This window comes from Mesorhizobium sp. M0058 (assembly GCF_040323095.1).
Lineage (GTDB): Bacteria > Pseudomonadota > Alphaproteobacteria > Rhizobiales > Rhizobiaceae > Mesorhizobium.
Genome location: NZ_JAMYUQ010000008.1, coordinates 144,521 through 161,153, shown reverse-complemented (window position 1 = coordinate 161,153; position 16,633 = coordinate 144,521). Strand labels below are relative to the sequence as shown.

The window sequence follows — 16,633 nt, the reverse complement described above, 5'->3', positions numbered from 1 at the left end:
TGTCCGGTCCTTTGCCCTGTGCGAGGAAGGCCGCATGAGCCTTTCACCCCGCCTCATTGCCCCGGAAAAGCGCGGCGAGGATGCTGAGCAGACCTTGCGGCCGCAGACGCTCGCCGATTTCGTCGGCCAGGCCGCGGTGCGGGCCAATCTCAAGGTCTTCATCGAGGCCGCCAAGGGCCGCAGCGAGGCGCTTGACCATGTGCTGTTCGTCGGGCCGCCGGGGCTTGGCAAGACAACGCTGGCGCAGATCATGGCGCGCGAGCTCGGCGTCAATTTCCGCTCGACCTCCGGTCCGGTGATCGCCAAGGCCGGCGATCTCGCCGCACTTCTCACCAATCTGGAAGACCGCGATGTACTGTTCATCGACGAGATCCACCGGCTCAATCCGGCAGTCGAGGAAATCCTCTATCCGGCGATGGAGGATTTCCAGCTCGACCTGATCATCGGCGAAGGTCCGGCGGCACGCTCGGTCAAGATCGATCTTGCCCGCTTCACGCTCGTTGCCGCCACCACCAGGCTCGGCCTTTTGACCAACCCGCTGCGCGATCGCTTCGGCATTCCGGTGCGGCTTAATTTCTATTCGGTCGAGGAACTGGAGCAGATCGTGCGCCGCGGCGCCCGCATCCTGCAAATGCCGCTCGGCGACGATGGCGCGTTGGAGATTGCGCGCCGAGCCCGCGGCACGCCGCGCATCGCCGGCCGGTTGTTGCGCCGCGTGCGCGATTTCGCCTCCGTCGCCGGCGACGGCCACGTCGACAAGCAGATTGCCGACGAAGCTCTCACCCGGCTCGAGGTCGACGCGCTCGGCCTCGACGCGCTCGACCGCCGCTATCTCTCGATGATCGCGCGCAATTTCGGTGGTGGCCCGGTCGGCATCGAGACGATCGCCGCCGGCCTGTCCGAGCCGCGCGACGCCATCGAGGACATTATCGAGCCCTATCTGATCCAGCAGGGTTTCATCCAACGGACGCCACGCGGCCGCGTGCTGACCGCCAACGCCTGGCGCCATCTCGGCCTCGACGCGCCAAAGGATCTGGCACAGCAGCAGATCAACCTGTTCCAGGAAGAGTAACGGACATTTGTTCTTCGGAACGGATTCTGTGCAGCATCTCCTCAAACCTGCCAGCGTGAAGGCGCATTCCTCGATTGTATCGGGCGTCGCAATGTCGGCGCGAACTGCTCCGATCAAGGTCGGAGCCAGAAAAGTGATCACCAGACGCGGGTTCCTGAAATTCGCCGGAGGTTCGTTCCTCTCGCTAGCTTCGCTCAGTGCTTATGCGGTCGGCATCGAACCGATGCTGCTGACCCATGTGAAGCGCTACCGGCTGACGCCGCCGCACTGGCCGGCAGGTCTGAAGCTGCGCGTCGTAGCACTTGCCGATATTCACGCCTGCCGCCCCTGGATGACGCCTGAGCGGATCGCTTCGCTCGTCGAGGGTGCGAACGTGCTGCAGCCCGATCTGATCGTACTGCTCGGCGACTATATCTCAGGCATGTCCCTGGTGACGAACCGGGTGGAGGCCCATGAATGGGCGCCGGCCTTGTCAGGACTGAAGGCGCCGCTTGGTGTCCTGTCGATCCTCGGCAATCACGACTGGTGGCACGATCCTTTCGCGCAGCAGGCCGGAGCGGGGCCGACTGTGGCGCGCAAGGCATTGGAGGAAGCCGGCATCTCGGTTCTGGAGAACGACACTGTGCGTCTGGAAAAGAATGGATACGGCTTCTGGATCGCCGGGCTCGCCGACCAACTGGCACTGTTACCGAACAAGGCCGCAGGCCGCGACAAATTTAAAGGCCTCGACGATCTCGACGGCACGCTGGCCAAGATCACCGACCAGGCACCGATCATCCTGCTTGCGCATGAGCCTGACATTTTCCCGAAAGTGCCGTGGCGGGTTTCGCTGACGCTGTCGGGCCACACACATGGCGGGCAGGTCAGGCTGTTCGGCTATTCACCGGTGGTGCCGTCCCGCTTCGGCAACCGCTTTGCCTATGGCCATGTCGTCGAGAATGACCGCAATTTGATCGTGTCAGGCGGGCTCGGCTTCAGCATCGCGCCGGTGCGCTTTGGCATGCGGCCGGAGATCCTGCAGATCGACCTCGGTTTGGGCATGCCGGTATTCAGGTGATGCCGGCCTGCAAATGAGGTGTTCCTGCGCTTCCGGTAGTCACGGACCAAAGTCCGCTCCGTTCCGGTTCTCGGAACCCCTCATTTTCCCTCGGCCTGACCTGAATATCGACATGCCCTAGGGCGAATGGAGCGAGCGGATCGCATCCATCACGGCGGGTTCGGCCTTTTCGCCGTTGAAAGCGTCGACGATGCCGAAGGCGCCGCCAAAACTCCACACCGACCATGAGAAGCCATGCGCCTCGGCGCGCGCGATCATGTCCTTGACATAGGCCGCGCGGTATTTGGGCGGCATCACATAGGGGTTGCCATACTCCTGCCGGATCATGCCGAACTCGCCCAGCGTGATGTTTTCGGGCTTGATGGCGTTGGCCTTCGCCCAGGCCTCGACCTTTTCGAACGGCGCATCCATGACGCCGAGCAGCTTTTCCTCCGTGTCCATGCTGGCGACTTGTTCATCGAGATAGGCGAGCAGGCCGTTCCGTCTGGTCCATGGCGCCTCGGCTTTTATCTTGGCGCGGATTGCATCCAGCGTCGCATCGAGCTCGGCGCGCGGCACCGCGGTCAGCGGATAGGGCAGGCCGGTGACATAAGGGATGAAATCGCCGGCCCAGGTCGCGCCCTGATGGGTCAGCAGGAACGGGTCGTAGGAGTGGAAGGTCCAGATGATGTTGTCGTCGGGGATCGACTTTGGGTCGATCCTGACCAGCGAAGCCGCATTGGAATAACAGGCGCCGGTCAGGATCAGCGTCAGCCTGGTGGCCGAGGCGCGCGCGGCCGCGAACAGCTTTTGCTGACGCTCCGGCCACAGGCTGGTGCCCTCGCTGTCGCAGTCGACGATAGGCTCGTTCATCGGCTCGAAAGCGACCTGCGCCGGGTCCTCAGTGGCAAGCGTGCGCGCCATTTTGCGGACGACCTCGACATAGGCGTCGAAGGTTGCGGGATCGTCCATCACCTGGCCCATGCCGATCTCGCGGCCGCCGCCGGCCGGGATCAGGTGCATGTCGACGATCACTTTCAGACCGGCCCGGTTGATCATGCGCGCCGAGTCCCGCACGCTGGCATAAAGGTCGTCACGCAGCGCCAGTGTCTGATCCGACATAAACGGCGAGGGATCGACCGGCATGCGCAGAAAGTCGAAGCCGGCGGCCTTCAGTGCCTTGAGGTCATCCTCGTCGAGGAACTTGCGCCATTCCGGATAGGGCAGGATGGCTTGTCGGTCGTTCCATTTGTCTTCCCCGACCCAGGTCGTCCACTGGTCGAGGTTGAGGCCGCGCTTCATCGAAAAGCTCGCGGCCTGACCGGGCAGCGCAGACGCCGCCAGCACCAGCAGCGCTGCCATCACGGTCTTGATCATCGCCGTCAACAGTGCCATCCGGTTTGCTGCGCTGGTGATTTTGGCAAGACAGGTGCCCCGCCGGGGGCAAAAAGGAAAGCGCGATGGACGATCATGGTGAATCGGCGCAGCTTGCTGCCGGGCTTTCCGGAGCCTTGACGGAATTCGGCCATCGGCTGATGGCGCGAGTCTACTATGCCGACACCGACTTCTCCGGCGTCGTCTACCACGCGCGCTATCTCGAATTCTTCGAGCGCGGCCGCTCGGACTATCTCAGGCTGGCCGGCGTCCACCACACAGAACTTCACGAAGGCAAGCACGGCGAACGGATCGTCTGGGTGGTGCGGCGGATGGAGATAGATTTCCGCTCGCCTGCCCGCATGGACGACATCCTGACCATCGACACATCAACGCAGGATATTTCCGGCGCCCGCATCGTCATGGCGCAGCAATTGAAACGCGGGACAGAGGTTCTGGTCGAAGCAAAGGTCGAGGCGGCGATCATCGGCGAGAACGGCCGGCCGAAGCGCTTTCCGAAAGAATGGATCGCGGCCTTTCTACCAGGAGCAAGCTGATATCCAGGCCTGCCGGCCGGCAACGAGCGGCCAATCGGCAGCGCATTCGATTGTGGATGGATGGCCCGCGTCGTGCCTTGGCGCGGCAATGCGCCGCGCCATATTTCCTAACCCATCCTTAACCATAACGGTTCATGAAGAGATCGGTGAAGATTGGAAGAATCCGCGCGCCTTCCTTTCACCAATATTTGCCCTGAAAAGGCCGCCAACGGTGCATTTTGGGGTTAATCCGGAAGCCAAGCGCGAACGGACCACAAGGGACGCCCATGGGCCAGCCGCCAGCGATGCCCGGAAAATCTTAAGGACTGAAGCATGGAAACTACCGCACTCGCCGATCCGGCAGCGCAATTGTCGATTTGGGCGCTGTTCACACAGGCCAGCTGGGTGGTCAAGCTGGTCATGATCGGTCTGCTCTGCGCCTCGGTCTGGACCTGGGCGATCATCGTCGACAAGCTGGTCAGCTATGCCCGCATGCGTCTGTCGCTCAATCGCTTCGAACAGGTGTTCTGGTCGGGGCAGTCGCTGGAAGAACTCTATCGCACGCTTGCCGACCGCAAGACCACGGGCATGGGCGCGATCTTCGTCGCCGCCATGCGCGAATGGAAGAAGAGCTTCGAGAAGGGGGCCAAATCGCCGCTCGGCCTGCAGACCCGCATCGACAAGGCGATGGACCTGGCGTTGACGCGCGAGATGGAGAAGCTGGAGGGCCGTCTCGGCTTTCTCGCCACCACCGGTTCGGCTGCACCCTTCATCGGCCTGTTCGGCACCGTCATCGGCATCATGACCTCGTTCCAGGCGATTGCCGGTTCGAAAAACACCAGTCTCGCGGTTGTTGCACCCGGCATTGCCGAAGCGCTGCTGGCGACGGCCATCGGTCTTCTCGCCGCCATACCGGCGGTTATCGCCTACAACAAGCTGTCATCCGACGCGAACAAGATCGCGGTGCGGATGGAAGGGTTCTCGGACGAGTTCTCCGCCATACTCTCGCGCCAAATCGATGAAAAAGTAGCGCCTAAGGGCTGAGGTAAGAAGATGGGTATGTCGGTTGGCATGGCAGGACGCGGCGGGCGCGGACACAGGCGGCGCGGCCGCCACCATGCATTGATGTCGGAAATCAACGTCACGCCGATGGTCGACGTGATGCTGGTGCTCTTGATTATCTTCATGGTCGCCGCACCTATGTTGACGGTCGGAGTGCCGGTCGACCTGCCGGAGACGAAGGCCAAGGCTATGAACGCCGACACCCAGCCGATCACCGTTTCGATCGACGCGGCCGGCAAGATTTTCCTGCAGGAGACCGAAATCCCAAGGGAAGAGCTGGTCGCCAAACTGCAGGCGATTTCCAAGACCGGCTACGAAGAGCGCATCTTCATCCGCGGCGACAAGGCGACCAACTATGGCGCCGCGATGGAGGTCATGGCCCTCATCCAGGCCGCCGGCTACAAGAATATCGGCCTGATTTCACTGCAGCAACAGGATCAGTAGACGCACGATGAAGACCGGCCTCACCACATCGGTGATACTGCATACGGTGGCACTGGCTTTCGGCCTGTTCACCCTGTCGGCGCCGGCCGCGCTGCCGTCCACGGATGTCGAGTCGATAGCGGTCGACATCGTTCCCATGGAAGCCATTGCGCAGACGCTGCAGGGCGACAAGAAGGCGGTGATGCACGAAAAGCCGGCGCCGATGCCGACCAAGCGTCCCGACATCGTGCCAGATGCACAGAAAATCGGCGAGAACAGCGTTGATACCGACAAGCCGGTGACGGACGATCCCAAGCCGAAGCCGGTGGAGAAAACAGCGACGGCTGCTCCGGCGCCGACGCCGACCGAAAAGCCGAAGACCGAGGACACGCCGAAGCCAAAGGAAGCGCCGAAGCCGACACCTGCGACGGAGGTGGCGCCGGAGCCGCAGCCGAAGGAAGAGGTCAAGCCCGAGCCGGTGAAGCAGGTTGAACCGAAGCCGACCCCGGTGAAGGAGCCTGCACCAACACCGCAGCCGGACACGACCGCCGCCATAGAGCCGAAGCCACGCGTGAAGCCCGATGCGGTCGCCGAAGCCATATCGGATCAGCAGCCTCTGGAAGAAGCGCAGCTTCCGACTTCCGCTCCTGCTCCCGAAGCACGGCCGAAGCCGCAGCCGGCGCAGGCCGAAAGCGCGAAGGCTCCGGACCGCAAGGACACCGACAAGCCGGTCAAGGAAGCCTCGTCGAAGCCGAAGTCGGATGACAAGCAGTTCAATGAGGCTGACATCAAGGCTTTGCTCGACAAGCAGAAGCCATCCGGCGGCGGCGCCAAGCGCTCGACCCAACAGGCATCGCTAGGCGGCGACAAGGATCAAGGCCAGAAGCTGTCGAAGTCCGAGCAAGGGGCATTGGAAGAACAACTCGGTGGCTGCTGGACCCTCCCGGTTGGGCTTGAGGGTTCTGAGGATTTCACCGTGGTGATCCGTTTCAGCCTGGATGCCTCCGGCAAGCTGGAGGGCCGTCCGACCGTCGAGAAGTCCAGCGGCAACCCCCAATTCGACAGCAGCGCGGTTCGCGCTGTGCAGAAATGCGATGTCGCCGGCCTGCAGGTGCCCGCCGGAAAGCATGACATTTGGTCCGACGTTCGCGTCAACTTCGATCCCAGAGCGATGCTTGGCCTGTAGCCTGAGCACCCAGAAATCAGCAAGAGAAGCGAGAAGACATGAAATCCATCCTCAAGCCGCTCCTGATGGTCGCCGCGATGGCGATGGGCATGAACGCCGTCGTCACCTTGCCTGCTCGAGCAACCCTCGAGCTCAACGTCAACAAAGGCAATGTCGAACCGATGCCGATCGCCATCCCAGATTTCCAGGGAGGGCTCGGCGCGCAGATTTCCGAGATCGTCACCGCCGACCTGAAGCGCTCCGGTCTCTTCGCACCGATAGACAAGAACGCCTTCATCGAGAAGATCGCCAATCCGGATGCGCAGCCCCGTTTCGACGACTGGAAGGTGATCAATGCGCAGGCGCTGGTCACCGGCAGCGTGAGCAAGGAGGCGGACGGCCGAATCCGCGCCCAGTACCGACTATGGGATATTTTTGGCAACCAGCAGATAGCCGGGGAGCAGTTTTTCGCCAACGACGCAAATCAACGCCGTGTCGCCCACATCATCGCCGATGCGATCTATGAGAAGCTCACCGGCGAGAAGGGCTATTTCGACACACGCGTCGTCTTCATCGACGAATCCGGCGCCAAGAATGCGCGCAAGAAGCGGCTCGCCATCATGGACCAGGACGGCGCCAATGTGCGCTATCTCTCCGATGGCCGCTCGATCGTGCTGACGCCGCGTTTCTCGCCCAACCGGCAGGAAATCACTTACATGTCGTACGAAAGCGGTCAGCCGCGGGTCTATCTGCTGCAGATCGAGACCGGGCAGCGCGAACTGGTCGGCAATTTTCCCGGCATGACCTTTGCGCCGCGCTTTTCGCCCGACGGCCAGAAGGTGATCATGAGCCTGCTGCGCGACGACGGCAATTCCAACATCTTTGCCATGGATCTGCGCAGCCGCTCGACCACCCGGCTGACCAACTCGACCGCCATCGACACCTCGCCCTCTTATTCGCCCGACGGCAGCAAGGTGGTGTTCACTTCCGACCGTGGCGGCCGCGCGCAGATCTATGTGATGGGCGCCGACGGCTCGGGCCAGACCCGCATCTCGTTCGGCGACGGCGTCTATTCGACGCCGGTGTGGTCGCCGCGCGGCGACCTCGTCGCCTTCACCAAGCAGACCGGCGGCGAATTCCAGATCGGCGTCATGAAGACCGACGGTTCGGGCGAGCGCATCCTCTCCTCGGGCTTCCAGCAGGAGGGACCGACCTGGGCGCCCAACGGCCGCGTGCTGATGTTCTTCCGCGACTCCGCCGGCGGCCCAAAACTGGTTTCCGTCGATCTCACCGGCCGCAACGAACAGTCGATCCCGACCGCGAATTTTGCTTCCGACCCGGCGTGGTCGCCGCTGCTGGAGTAACTAAGTTTCGGCCTGGCCCGCTCGCTTCGTTGCAACTCGGCAACACTACCTTAAAAGCCCCGTTTTGGGGCTTTTTTCACGCCAAAGTCGCGTTTTGGCCGCATTTCCGCCTACGGTCCGCGACCATTGTGGCATCAGGTCATTTTGGCTGGGGACGGCGGCTGAAACCAAATTTTAACCGTGTTTCTTGAATGCCGGTTAACCCAAACGTGGTTACTGGGTGATCAACGAAGTCACTCGAATACGAAGGAGAGGCGGCATGGGCCGTATCGCAGCACTTACCAGAAACCCGGCGATGATCGCCCTGATCGCGATGCTCGCCATCACCGGTTGCGCCTCGAAGAAAACCCCGAACAACGCTGCCGATCTCGGTCTCAATGGCGCGGGTGCGGCAACGCCGGGCTCGGCGCAGGACTTCACCGTCAACATTGGCGACCGCATCTTCTTCGACACGGACTCGACCGCGATCCGCGCCGATGCGCAGACGACGCTGTCGCGCCAGGCGCAGTGGCTCAACCAGTACAAGCAGTACGCCATCGTCGTCGAAGGCCATGCCGACGAACGCGGCACGCGTGAATACAATCTGGCTCTCGGCGCCCGCCGCGCCGCCGCCACCCGCGACTTCCTGGTCGCCAGGGGCGTTTCGGCGAGCCGATTGAAGACGATTTCCTACGGCAAGGAACGTCCGGTCGCGGTCTGCGACGACATCTCCTGCTGGTCGCAGAATCGCCGCGCGGTCACCACGCTCTCCGGCGCCGGCTCCTGATAGGCAAGACGGCGGCGCCTTAGTCGCATAATTGCAACACCTCCATGCGAAAGGCGGCCTTGTGGCCGCCTTTTTCACTTTCGGCCTCGGAAACAAACCCGGAAACAAAATTTGGCCGAAGTCTCGCCTCCTGCTAAGAGCCGAGGGCGTTGTGCCGGTCCCACTTTGATCGGAAGGCGCGAACAGGCTCACGATTTTCACGGCGAGAGGCACATGCATTTCAGATCGGTCTTGAGCGGCACGCTTGCGCTGCTGCTCGTATCAGGCTTCGCGGCTTCTGCGAGCGGCACCGGACAACCCGCGGATAGCGGCTTTTCCTTCCATCTGCCGACGCTCGGCATTTTCGGCAAGAAGGAGAAGCCGGAGCAGCAACAGATCGCGCAGCAGCAGGACGGCACCGCCGCCGCGGGGCTGGAAGATCAGCTCCGGCAGATGAACGGCAAGCTCGAGGAACTCAACTTCCAGATCCTGCAGATGCAGGAGCAGATGCGCAAGCAGCAGGAAGACAACGAGTTCCGCTTCCAGCAGTTGGAAGGCGGCTCCAGCGGGCAGCCGCCGGCCCAGAAGAAATCGGAGGCCGCGCCGCAGGACGGTGGCGCGGGCACCGGCGTCGCCGAGGCCCCGGCAGACCAGGCGCCGGCCGATGCCGGCGCGCAGCCGGATGGCGGCCAGAGCGTCGGCGAGGTCATCGTCGAATCGCAGACCGGCGATCCCGGCAAGGTGATCAACGGCACGCCGCCCAAGACCTTCGGCACCATCACCGTCGACAAGAACGGCAATGTAATCGACGCCGGCGGCAACACGCAGGCAGCGGCGCCGGCGGAAGGTGCGGCTCCCGCCGCCGAGGCGCCGGCTGCCGGGGCTAAGACCGGCAAGTCGGACGGCACGGTGGTGGCGGCGCTGCCTGCCACCAACAACCCGGAAGAGATCTACCGCAACTCCTACCAGTTCATCCTGTCGGGCGACTACAGCACCGCCGAGCAGGGTTTTCGCGACCACATCGCCCGGTTCCCGAAGGACGCCAAGGCGGCGGACGCGCATTACTGGCTTGGCGAATCGCTGCTTGGCCAGCAGAAGTATCATGACGCTGCCGAGGTTTTCCTCTCCGCCAGCAAGGACTATCCGAAGGCCAAGAAGGCGCCTGACATGCTCCTGAAGCTTGGCGTGTCGCTGGTCGGCCTCAAGCAGAAGGATGTCGCCTGCGCCACCTTCGGCGAGATCGGCAAGCGCTATCCCGATATTTCGGCCGCGCTCAAGGAACGCGTCAAGCAGGAGAGGGCGCTGGCGGCGTGCTAGTCTTTGCCGTGTTGTCCCAGAACCGGGACCACTTTTACGCGACATGCACTGATGCTCGATACCGAGCCTGACCTTTCGAGTTTTTCGCAGATCGACTTTACCAACGGCGCGCTTGCGGCCGTATCCGGCGGCAGCGACTCGACCGCCCTCCTTCTTCTCCTCAAGGCTCACCTCGACCGTAGCGCCCCGACAGCCCGGCTGCTGGCGGTGACGATCGACCACGGCCTGCGTCCGGAAGCAGCAGTCGAAGCGCGCAGCATGGCAAAGCTCTGTGCGGAGCGCGGCATTGCGCACCGGACGCTCAACTGGTCCGGCGCCAAGCCGTCGACCGGCCTGCCCGCGGCGGCGCGCGAGGCGCGCTACCGGTTGCTGGCCGAGGCAGCGCAGGCGCAAGGCATTGGTGTGATCGTGACCGGCCACACCGCCGACGACCAGGCCGAGACCGTCCTGATGCGAGCCGCGCGGAATGACGGGCGAGAGCTTGCAGGCCGAGGTCTCGCCGGCATGGCGCCGGCCACCCTCTATGACTGGCGGATCTGGATCGCGCGGCCGCTGCTCGGCGTACGGCGCGCGGCGTTGCGCGCTTTCCTGCAGCGCGAACATGTCGGCTGGGCGGAGGATCCGACCAACATCGACACGAATTTCGAACGCCCGCGCATCCGCGCCGTGCTCGGCGAAGACCGGAGCGGGCAGCGTTTTGCCGAAGCGATCGGCCTGGCCAGGCGGGCCGCCGGCGAGCGCGAACAACTCGGTCGCCGCGCCGCCGCCCTGATCGGTGAATTTGCCAGCCGGCCGGCGAGGGGTCTCATCCGTCTCGATCCCGGTCTTGCCGAAGCTGACGACACGCGAGCCGCGGTCTATGCGCTGCGTGTCCTGCTGGCGGCGACGGGCGGCACCGCCTTGTTGCCGGACCAGGCGCGCGGCGAAGCGCTGTTCGAGCAAATGCGGGCCGGTCGGCTTTGCGCCACATTGTCGCGGGCGGTCGTCGATATCAGGCGAAACGGCATCTTCCTGCGCCGTGAATCGCGCGACCTGCCGCGTTCCGCGCCGATAGCTGGCACTCTGCTCTGGGACGGTCGCCGGCGGATCACGCCAGACATCGAAGCCGGGGCGATCACATTGGGCGACAGTTCGGGTGCATGGTTGATCGCGCCGCTTGGCGCTGCTGCCGCCGCCAAAACGCCGATTGCCGGGGATGGCGCGCCGCCAAGCCTTGTGCGCGCCGCCCTGGCTGCGGAACCGGCGCTATGGCGCGGCGGCGAATGCCTTGGTTTTGCAGGGGATGTAGCGGCGGCGGCGGCAATCGCCGTCAGCCCCGCCGTTGCGCCCTTTGCCCGTTTTCTGCCGTGCTTCGATCTGGTGTTGGCGCAGGCCGTGGCCGAGTTGATCGGCGCACCGCCTGTCCCGGCTTGCCCTTTGGCCGCCACAGTGCCGGTTGATCATGGCGCGAAAGCTTAACCCAGACGTGCTGTTATGCTTGGCAAGGGGGGGCGCTCTCCCTATGTTAGGCGCAAGTTTCCTCTCATGACGCGTGTCCCAGCGGGCACCAACGGGACAATTGATGAATCCGAATTATCGCAATCTCGCGCTCTGGGCGATCATAGCGGTCCTGCTCATTGCTCTCTTCAATCTGTTCCAGACGCCGCAGACTCGCGGGGCCTCGACCGACGTTCCCTATTCGCAGTTCCTGCAAGAGGTCGCGGCCGGCCGGGTCAAGACGGTGGTCATCGCCGGCGCCCGCATCACGGGCACCTACGCCGACAACGCCAATGGCTTCCAGACCTATTCGCCTGGCGATCCGCAGCTGGTCTCGCGGCTGCAGGACAAGAACGTCACCATCAATGCGCGGCCTGAGTCGGACGGTTCCAACTCGCTGTTCAGCTATCTGATCTCCTACCTGCCGATGATCCTGATCCTTGGCGTGTGGATATTCTTCATGCGCCAGATGCAGTCCGGCTCCGGCCGCGCCATGGGTTTCGGCAAGTCGAAGGCCAAGCTTCTCACTGAGGCGCATGGCCGCGTCACCTTCCAGGATGTCGCCGGCGTCGACGAGGCCAAGGAAGATCTGGAAGAGATCGTCGAGTTCCTGCGCGATCCGCAGAAGTTCCAGCGCCTCGGCGGCAAGATCCCGCGCGGCGTGCTTCTGGTCGGACCTCCCGGCACCGGCAAGACGCTGCTCGCCCGCTCCGTCGCCGGCGAAGCGAATGTGCCGTTCTTCACCATTTCGGGTTCCGACTTCGTCGAGATGTTCGTCGGCGTCGGCGCAAGCCGTGTCCGCGACATGTTCGACCAGGCCAAGAAGAATGCTCCCTGCATCATCTTCATCGACGAAATCGACGCCGTCGGCCGCCATCGCGGCGCCGGCCTCGGCGGCGGCAATGACGAGCGCGAACAGACGCTGAACCAGCTGCTGGTCGAGATGGACGGCTTCGAGTCCAACGAGAGCATCATCCTGATCGCCGCTACCAACCGGCCCGACGTGCTCGACCCGGCGCTGTTGCGTCCGGGCCGTTTCGACCGCCAGGTGGTGGTGCCGAACCCCGACATCGTCGGCCGCGAGAAGATCCTGAAGGTGCATGTGCGCAACGTGCCGCTGGCGCCGAATGTCGACCTCAAGGTGATCGCGCGCGGCACGCCGGGCTTCTCGGGTGCCGACCTGATGAACCTGGTCAACGAATCCGCTCTGATGGCGGCGCGCCGCAACAAGCGCCTTGTCACCATGGCCGAGTTCGAGGACGCCAAGGACAAGATCATGATGGGCGCCGAGCGCCGCTCGTCGGCCATGACCCAGGCCGAAAAGGAGCTCACGGCCTATCACGAGGCCGGCCATGCCATCCTGGCGCTCAACGTGCCGTCGGCCGATCCGCTGCACAAGGCGACCATCATCCCGCGCGGCCGCGCGCTCGGCATGGTCATGCAGCTGCCGGAAGGCGACCGCTATTCGATGAGCTACAAATACATGATCTCGCGGCTTGCCATCATGATGGGCGGCCGCGTTGCCGAGGAGTTCAAGTTCGGCAAGGAGAACATCACCTCGGGCGCCTCCTCGGACATCGAGCAGGCGACCAAACTGGCGCGCGCCATGGTCACGCGCTGGGGCTTCTCCGACAAGCTCGGCCACGTCGCCTATGGCGACAACCAGGAAGAGGTTTTCCTCGGCCATTCGGTGGCGCGCACGCAGAACGTCTCGGAAGAGACTGCGCAGATCATCGACGCCGAAGTACGCCGCCTGATCGACGAGGCCTATGTCACGGCCAAATCCATTCTGACCAAGAAGAAGAAGGAATGGATCGCTCTGGCGCAGGGCCTGCTCGAATACGAGACGCTTTCGGGCGAAGAGATCAAGCAGCTGATCGCCGGGCAGAAGCCCGCGCGAGATTTGGGGGATGATACCCCCACAAGCCGCGGCTCGGCTGTGCCGAAGTCCGGCCGCCGCAAGAAGGGTCCCGAGCCCGAAGGCGGCATGGAGCCTCAGCCATCGAGCTGAGCTGACATCACTTGATGCAAGAAAACGCCGCGGCTCAATCCGCGGCGTTTTGCTATTCAGGGTCTCTCAAAGAGCATGCGGGACGGATGCATTTGCTTTGCCGGGGCGCACACCGTCAGTCCGGCCAGCATGTTGCTTGCCCCATCTGGCCAGCGGGATCAGGGCATTGTCCAGCTCGATGCCGAATTCGGTAATCGAGTATTCGACCCTCGGCGGCACCTCGGGAAAGATTTCGCGATGGACGATGCCGTCGGCCTCCATTTCGCGCAGCTGTTGGATCAGCATCTTTTCGCTGATGTCAGGCACCAGCCGCTTCAGCTCACCGAATCGTGCCGGCGCCTTGTGAATCTGCCAGAGCAGTAGCGCCTTCCATTTGCCGCTGATGACCTCCAGCGCCGGCCCCAATCCGCAACTATCTGGCTGTTTCTTTCCCATGTTTCATCCAATTCTGAGCAATCGGTGGGTAGCTTACATTTTTGTCGGTACTTGAGAAAAACCAAGCCGGTCCATAGCTTCAAACCAGCTCGCCGGCATCGGCGAACACCACAACATCATATCGGTACCTCGCTTCGACCTGCAAAGGCCGTCGGCGGCCGGATTTTGTCAAAAAGGGATGGATCATGACACGATACGCAAACAAGAAGGCCGTTGTCATCGGCGGGACGCACGGCATGGGGCTCGCCGTTGCCGAAGCCCTGATCGAAAGCGGCGCCGAGGTCCTGGTCACCGGCCGCGACCAGCGCAACATCGAGGCCGCGCGAGCCAAGCTGCTTTCGCGAGCTCATGTCGTGCGGTCCGATATCTCAGACATGGCCGATATCGTCACGCTCGGTGCCGAAGTGGGGCAGAAGCTTGGCCACATCGACTTCCTTCACGTCAATGCCGGGGTGGCCAATCTCGAACCCGTGGAGCGGGTCACCGAGGACAGTTACGATCGCACCTTCGACATCAACACCAAAGGCGCTTTCTTCACCGCGCAGCGCCTGCTGCCCCTCATCAGGGATGGTGGCGCGATAGTCTTCACCTCGTCGATCACCGACGAATCCGGCACCGGCGGCATGAGCGTCTATTCCGGATCGAAGGCGGCACTGCGCGCCTTCGCCAAGGTCCTGGCCGCCGAGCTTCTGCCGCGCCGGATCCGCGTGAATGTGGTCAGCCCTGGTTTCATCGATACGCCGACGATGGGTGTGGCCGACGCCTCGGCCGAGGAGCGGGCCGCCTTCATGGCGATCGGCGACGCGGTCACGCCGATGAAGCGCCACGGCACAATGGAGGAGGTGGCGCGCGCAGTGCTGTTCCTGGCGTTCGACGCGACCTTCACCACGGGCGCGCGGCTGACCGTGGACGGTGGCCTTGGCCAGGACCTGAGCCCGACACCGGCGTAACCGCGCAACAAACCGAGGAGAAGCAGAATGAGCGATATAACAGTAATCGGTCTCGGCGCCATGGGCACGGCGCTTGCCGAAGCCTTTCTGAACCAGGGACATGCGGTGACGGTGTGGAACCGTTCTCCGGCAAGGGCTGAGGCTTTGGCAGCCACGGGCGCCATTGTGGCCAAGAGTGTCGAGGAAGCCGTCAGATCGAGTCCACTGATCGTGGCGTGCCTGCTTGTCTATGACACCGTTGGTGAGGTGCTCGGCCCAAGCCGAGCCGCGCTGTCGGGCCGCACATTGGTCAATCTCACCAACGGCACCCCCGAGCAGGCGCGGGCGATGTCGGGCTGGGCGGTGAGCCAGGGCGCCAGCTATATCGACGGCGGCATCATGGCGGTGCCGCCGATGGTGGGCGGGCCGCACGCCTTGATTCTCTACAGCGGTTCGCGCCAGGCGTTCGATGCCTGTTCGGGGCAGCTCGGAGCGCTCGGCACCAGCAAATATCTCGGTGAGGATCCAGGCCTCGCGCCGCTCTATGATATTTCGCTTCTGACCGGCATGTACGGCATGTTCGCGGGCGTTCTGCAAGCGTTGGCATTGACGGGCGCAGCAGGAATCCCTGCCGGCGAGTTCATGCCGCTGCTGGCCTCCTGGCTTCAGTCGATGCAAGGCCTGCTGCCGAAATGGGCGGAACAGATCGACAGTGGCGATCACACCAGCAATGTCGTTTCCAACCTGGGCATGCAGGCTGATGCCTACGTCAATCTCATCGATGCCAGCAGGTCGGCTGATGTCAGCACCGAACTCGTCTTGCCGATGCAAAGCCTGATGAAGCGCGGGGTGGCTGCTGGCCAGGCCAATGCCGATCTTACAAGACTGGTCGCACTGCTCCAACTCTCGAAACAAGGCGCTTGACGGGGCAAGACCCAAGAGAAGGCCCGCCAACCTTGCGGTTGGGGGCCTTCGATCTTCAAACGCTGCTGGTCGATCAGCTCTTCAGCTTGGCGTTGCAGAGGCTGTAATAGCCGCCGCCCTTCTGGATCCAGCGAAGGCCGTTCAACGTACCCGCGTCCTTGTTGCCGTGGTAGCCCTGCAGGCAGGTCTTCATACGCGCCTTCGAGGGCTTCTCGGTCTTGAATTCGGCGGCGAGGGTGGTCGGGAATGTCACGCCCGTCGGCGCTACAACGGGGGCGACCGCCGCGCTGGTTTCCTTCTTCGGCTGCGGCTGGGTTTTGACCGCATCCGTACTGGCACTCTCCGCAGCTGACGTCGCACACTTCTCGGTGCGGAAAGCGGTCCAATCCATGCCGTTCAGAGTGCCGCCTTCCTTGGCTGTGCGATAAGCCTCGCCGCATTCCTTCATTGTCAGTGCGCTTGCAGGGGTGACGCTCCACGCAATCCATGCCGTCACAGCCAATGCCGCCAATTTCAATCTGGACATAAGACCCTCCTGGTTGACAAAAGTTCGATGTCCTTTTGTATACCATTTGTTCTGCATATGTTCAATTGGAATCTTTGCGAACCACCGATATGTCTGGGGTGGGCAGTGTGGGCGAATAGATGATGCCGACAGCTTCCGCGATATGTAGACGTCGATCAACGCCGGGTGTGTTCGAGCGCAATAAAAAGGCCCGCGCATGCTGCGATGCGCGGGCCTCTGTCTGGAGAATATGGCTACG

16 protein-coding genes are annotated in these 16,633 nt (G+C 63.1%); 13 read left to right on the top strand and 3 right to left on the bottom strand.

Features of this window, described 5'->3' with window-relative positions; translation table 11 throughout:
* The first annotated feature begins 34 nt into the window (after window positions 1-34).
* Entirely contained in the window at window positions 35-1,072 is a 1,038-nt protein-coding gene (gene ruvB, locus NKJ75_RS15645) for a Holliday junction branch migration DNA helicase RuvB (RefSeq protein ID WP_023700287.1), read from the top strand.
* Window positions 1,073-1,205: 133 nt separating this feature from the next.
* Window positions 1,206-2,129, top strand: coding sequence for a metallophosphoesterase (locus NKJ75_RS15640; protein WP_023834642.1), 924 nt, complete (start codon window positions 1,206-1,208; stop codon window positions 2,127-2,129).
* A 117-nt stretch (window positions 2,130-2,246) separates the two neighbouring features.
* On the opposite strand, the gene NKJ75_RS15635 is transcribed toward NKJ75_RS15640, so the two are convergent.
* Window positions 2,247-3,503 carry a glycoside hydrolase family 5 protein gene (locus tag NKJ75_RS15635; protein ID WP_023834643.1) on the bottom strand — a complete coding sequence of 419 codons (1,257 nt, stop codon included), beginning with the start codon at window positions 3,501-3,503 and terminating at the stop codon, window positions 2,247-2,249.
* A 65-nt stretch (window positions 3,504-3,568) separates the two neighbouring features.
* Between NKJ75_RS15635 and ybgC the strand changes: the two genes are divergently transcribed.
* The 9 genes from ybgC (at window position 3,569) to ftsH (ending at window position 13,581) form a co-directional block, all read left to right on the top strand.
* Window positions 3,569-4,039, top strand: a complete 471-nt coding sequence (gene ybgC, locus NKJ75_RS15630; protein ID WP_352462227.1) for a tol-pal system-associated acyl-CoA thioesterase — start codon at window positions 3,569-3,571, stop codon at window positions 4,037-4,039.
* A gap of 312 nt (window positions 4,040-4,351) precedes the next feature.
* Window positions 4,352-5,062 (top strand): protein TolQ, encoded by a 711-nt coding sequence (gene tolQ, locus NKJ75_RS15625; RefSeq protein WP_023673844.1) that lies wholly within the window; start codon window positions 4,352-4,354, stop codon window positions 5,060-5,062.
* Window positions 5,063-5,071: 9 nt separating this feature from the next.
* Window positions 5,072-5,524 (top strand): protein TolR, encoded by a 453-nt coding sequence (gene tolR / locus NKJ75_RS15620; protein WP_023673843.1) that lies wholly within the window; start codon window positions 5,072-5,074, stop codon window positions 5,522-5,524.
* A gap of 7 nt (window positions 5,525-5,531) precedes the next feature.
* Window positions 5,532-6,689, top strand: a complete 1,158-nt coding sequence (gene tolA, locus NKJ75_RS15615) for a cell envelope integrity protein TolA (protein WP_023700291.1) — start codon at window positions 5,532-5,534, stop codon at window positions 6,687-6,689.
* Window positions 6,690-6,727: 38 nt separating this feature from the next.
* Window positions 6,728-8,032: a Tol-Pal system beta propeller repeat protein TolB gene (gene tolB, locus NKJ75_RS15610; protein ID WP_023673841.1), complete on the top strand. Its 1,305-nt coding sequence runs from the start codon at window positions 6,728-6,730 to the stop codon at window positions 8,030-8,032.
* A gap of 259 nt (window positions 8,033-8,291) precedes the next feature.
* Entirely contained in the window at window positions 8,292-8,798 is a 507-nt protein-coding gene (pal, locus tag NKJ75_RS15605) for a peptidoglycan-associated lipoprotein Pal (RefSeq protein ID WP_023684182.1), read from the top strand.
* Window positions 8,799-9,011: 213 nt separating this feature from the next.
* The gene (ybgF, locus tag NKJ75_RS15600; RefSeq protein ID WP_023694601.1) at window positions 9,012-10,094 is read left to right on the top strand and encodes a tol-pal system protein YbgF; all 1,083 of its coding nucleotides are present in this window, start codon (window positions 9,012-9,014) and stop codon (window positions 10,092-10,094) included.
* A 51-nt stretch (window positions 10,095-10,145) separates the two neighbouring features.
* On the top strand, window positions 10,146-11,552 hold the full coding sequence (gene tilS / locus NKJ75_RS15595; RefSeq protein WP_023834644.1) for a tRNA lysidine(34) synthetase TilS: 1,407 nt from the start codon (window positions 10,146-10,148) through the stop codon (window positions 11,550-11,552).
* A 103-nt stretch (window positions 11,553-11,655) separates the two neighbouring features.
* Window positions 11,656-13,581 carry an ATP-dependent zinc metalloprotease FtsH gene (gene ftsH / locus NKJ75_RS15590; RefSeq protein WP_023673598.1) on the top strand — a complete coding sequence of 642 codons (1,926 nt, stop codon included), beginning with the start codon at window positions 11,656-11,658 and terminating at the stop codon, window positions 13,579-13,581.
* A gap of 66 nt (window positions 13,582-13,647) precedes the next feature.
* Here the strand turns inward: ftsH and NKJ75_RS15585 are convergent, their stop codons facing one another.
* A complete protein-coding gene (locus NKJ75_RS15585) occupies window positions 13,648-13,986 on the bottom strand; it encodes a winged helix-turn-helix transcriptional regulator (RefSeq protein WP_023673597.1) in 339 nt (112 codons plus the stop codon).
* 215 nt (window positions 13,987-14,201) lie between these two features.
* Between NKJ75_RS15585 and NKJ75_RS15580 the strand changes: the two genes are divergently transcribed.
* Window positions 14,202-14,966, top strand: a complete 765-nt coding sequence (locus NKJ75_RS15580; RefSeq protein ID WP_023834645.1) for an SDR family oxidoreductase — start codon at window positions 14,202-14,204, stop codon at window positions 14,964-14,966.
* 27 nt (window positions 14,967-14,993) lie between these two features.
* The gene (locus NKJ75_RS15575) at window positions 14,994-15,869 is read left to right on the top strand and encodes an NAD(P)-dependent oxidoreductase (protein ID WP_023834646.1); all 876 of its coding nucleotides are present in this window, start codon (window positions 14,994-14,996) and stop codon (window positions 15,867-15,869) included.
* Between the two features lie 73 nt (window positions 15,870-15,942).
* On the opposite strand, the gene NKJ75_RS15570 is transcribed toward NKJ75_RS15575, so the two are convergent.
* Window positions 15,943-16,395 carry a hypothetical protein gene (locus NKJ75_RS15570; RefSeq protein ID WP_023834647.1) on the bottom strand — a complete coding sequence of 151 codons (453 nt, stop codon included), beginning with the start codon at window positions 16,393-16,395 and terminating at the stop codon, window positions 15,943-15,945.
* Window positions 16,396-16,633: the final 238 nt, after the last annotated feature.

What these genes read in the sequence shown, in the direction of transcription:
- tilS (WP_023834644.1), top strand. Translation starts at nt 10,146, where the DNA reads ATGCTCGATACCGAGCCTGACCTTTCGAGTTTTTCGCAGATCGACTTT.
- NKJ75_RS15575 (WP_023834646.1), top strand. Translation starts at nt 14,994, where the DNA reads ATGAGCGATATAACAGTAATCGGTCTCGGCGCCATGGGCACGGCGCTT.
- ftsH (WP_023673598.1), top strand. Translation starts at nt 11,656, where the DNA reads ATGAATCCGAATTATCGCAATCTCGCGCTCTGGGCGATCATAGCGGTC.
- NKJ75_RS15635 (WP_023834643.1), bottom strand. Translation starts at nt 3,503, where the DNA reads ATGGCACTGTTGACGGCGATGATCAAGACCGTGATGGCAGCGCTGCTG.
- NKJ75_RS15570 (WP_023834647.1), bottom strand. Translation starts at nt 16,395, where the DNA reads ATGTCCAGATTGAAATTGGCGGCATTGGCTGTGACGGCATGGATTGCG.
- pal (WP_023684182.1), top strand. Translation starts at nt 8,292, where the DNA reads ATGGGCCGTATCGCAGCACTTACCAGAAACCCGGCGATGATCGCCCTG.
- ybgC (WP_352462227.1), top strand. Translation starts at nt 3,569, where the DNA reads ATGGACGATCATGGTGAATCGGCGCAGCTTGCTGCCGGGCTTTCCGGA.
- tolB (WP_023673841.1), top strand. Translation starts at nt 6,728, where the DNA reads ATGAAATCCATCCTCAAGCCGCTCCTGATGGTCGCCGCGATGGCGATG.
- tolR (WP_023673843.1), top strand. Translation starts at nt 5,072, where the DNA reads ATGGGTATGTCGGTTGGCATGGCAGGACGCGGCGGGCGCGGACACAGG.
- NKJ75_RS15580 (WP_023834645.1), top strand. Translation starts at nt 14,202, where the DNA reads ATGACACGATACGCAAACAAGAAGGCCGTTGTCATCGGCGGGACGCAC.
- tolA (WP_023700291.1), top strand. Translation starts at nt 5,532, where the DNA reads ATGAAGACCGGCCTCACCACATCGGTGATACTGCATACGGTGGCACTG.
- ruvB (WP_023700287.1), top strand. Translation starts at nt 35, where the DNA reads ATGAGCCTTTCACCCCGCCTCATTGCCCCGGAAAAGCGCGGCGAGGAT.
- tolQ (WP_023673844.1), top strand. Translation starts at nt 4,352, where the DNA reads ATGGAAACTACCGCACTCGCCGATCCGGCAGCGCAATTGTCGATTTGG.
- ybgF (WP_023694601.1), top strand. Translation starts at nt 9,012, where the DNA reads ATGCATTTCAGATCGGTCTTGAGCGGCACGCTTGCGCTGCTGCTCGTA.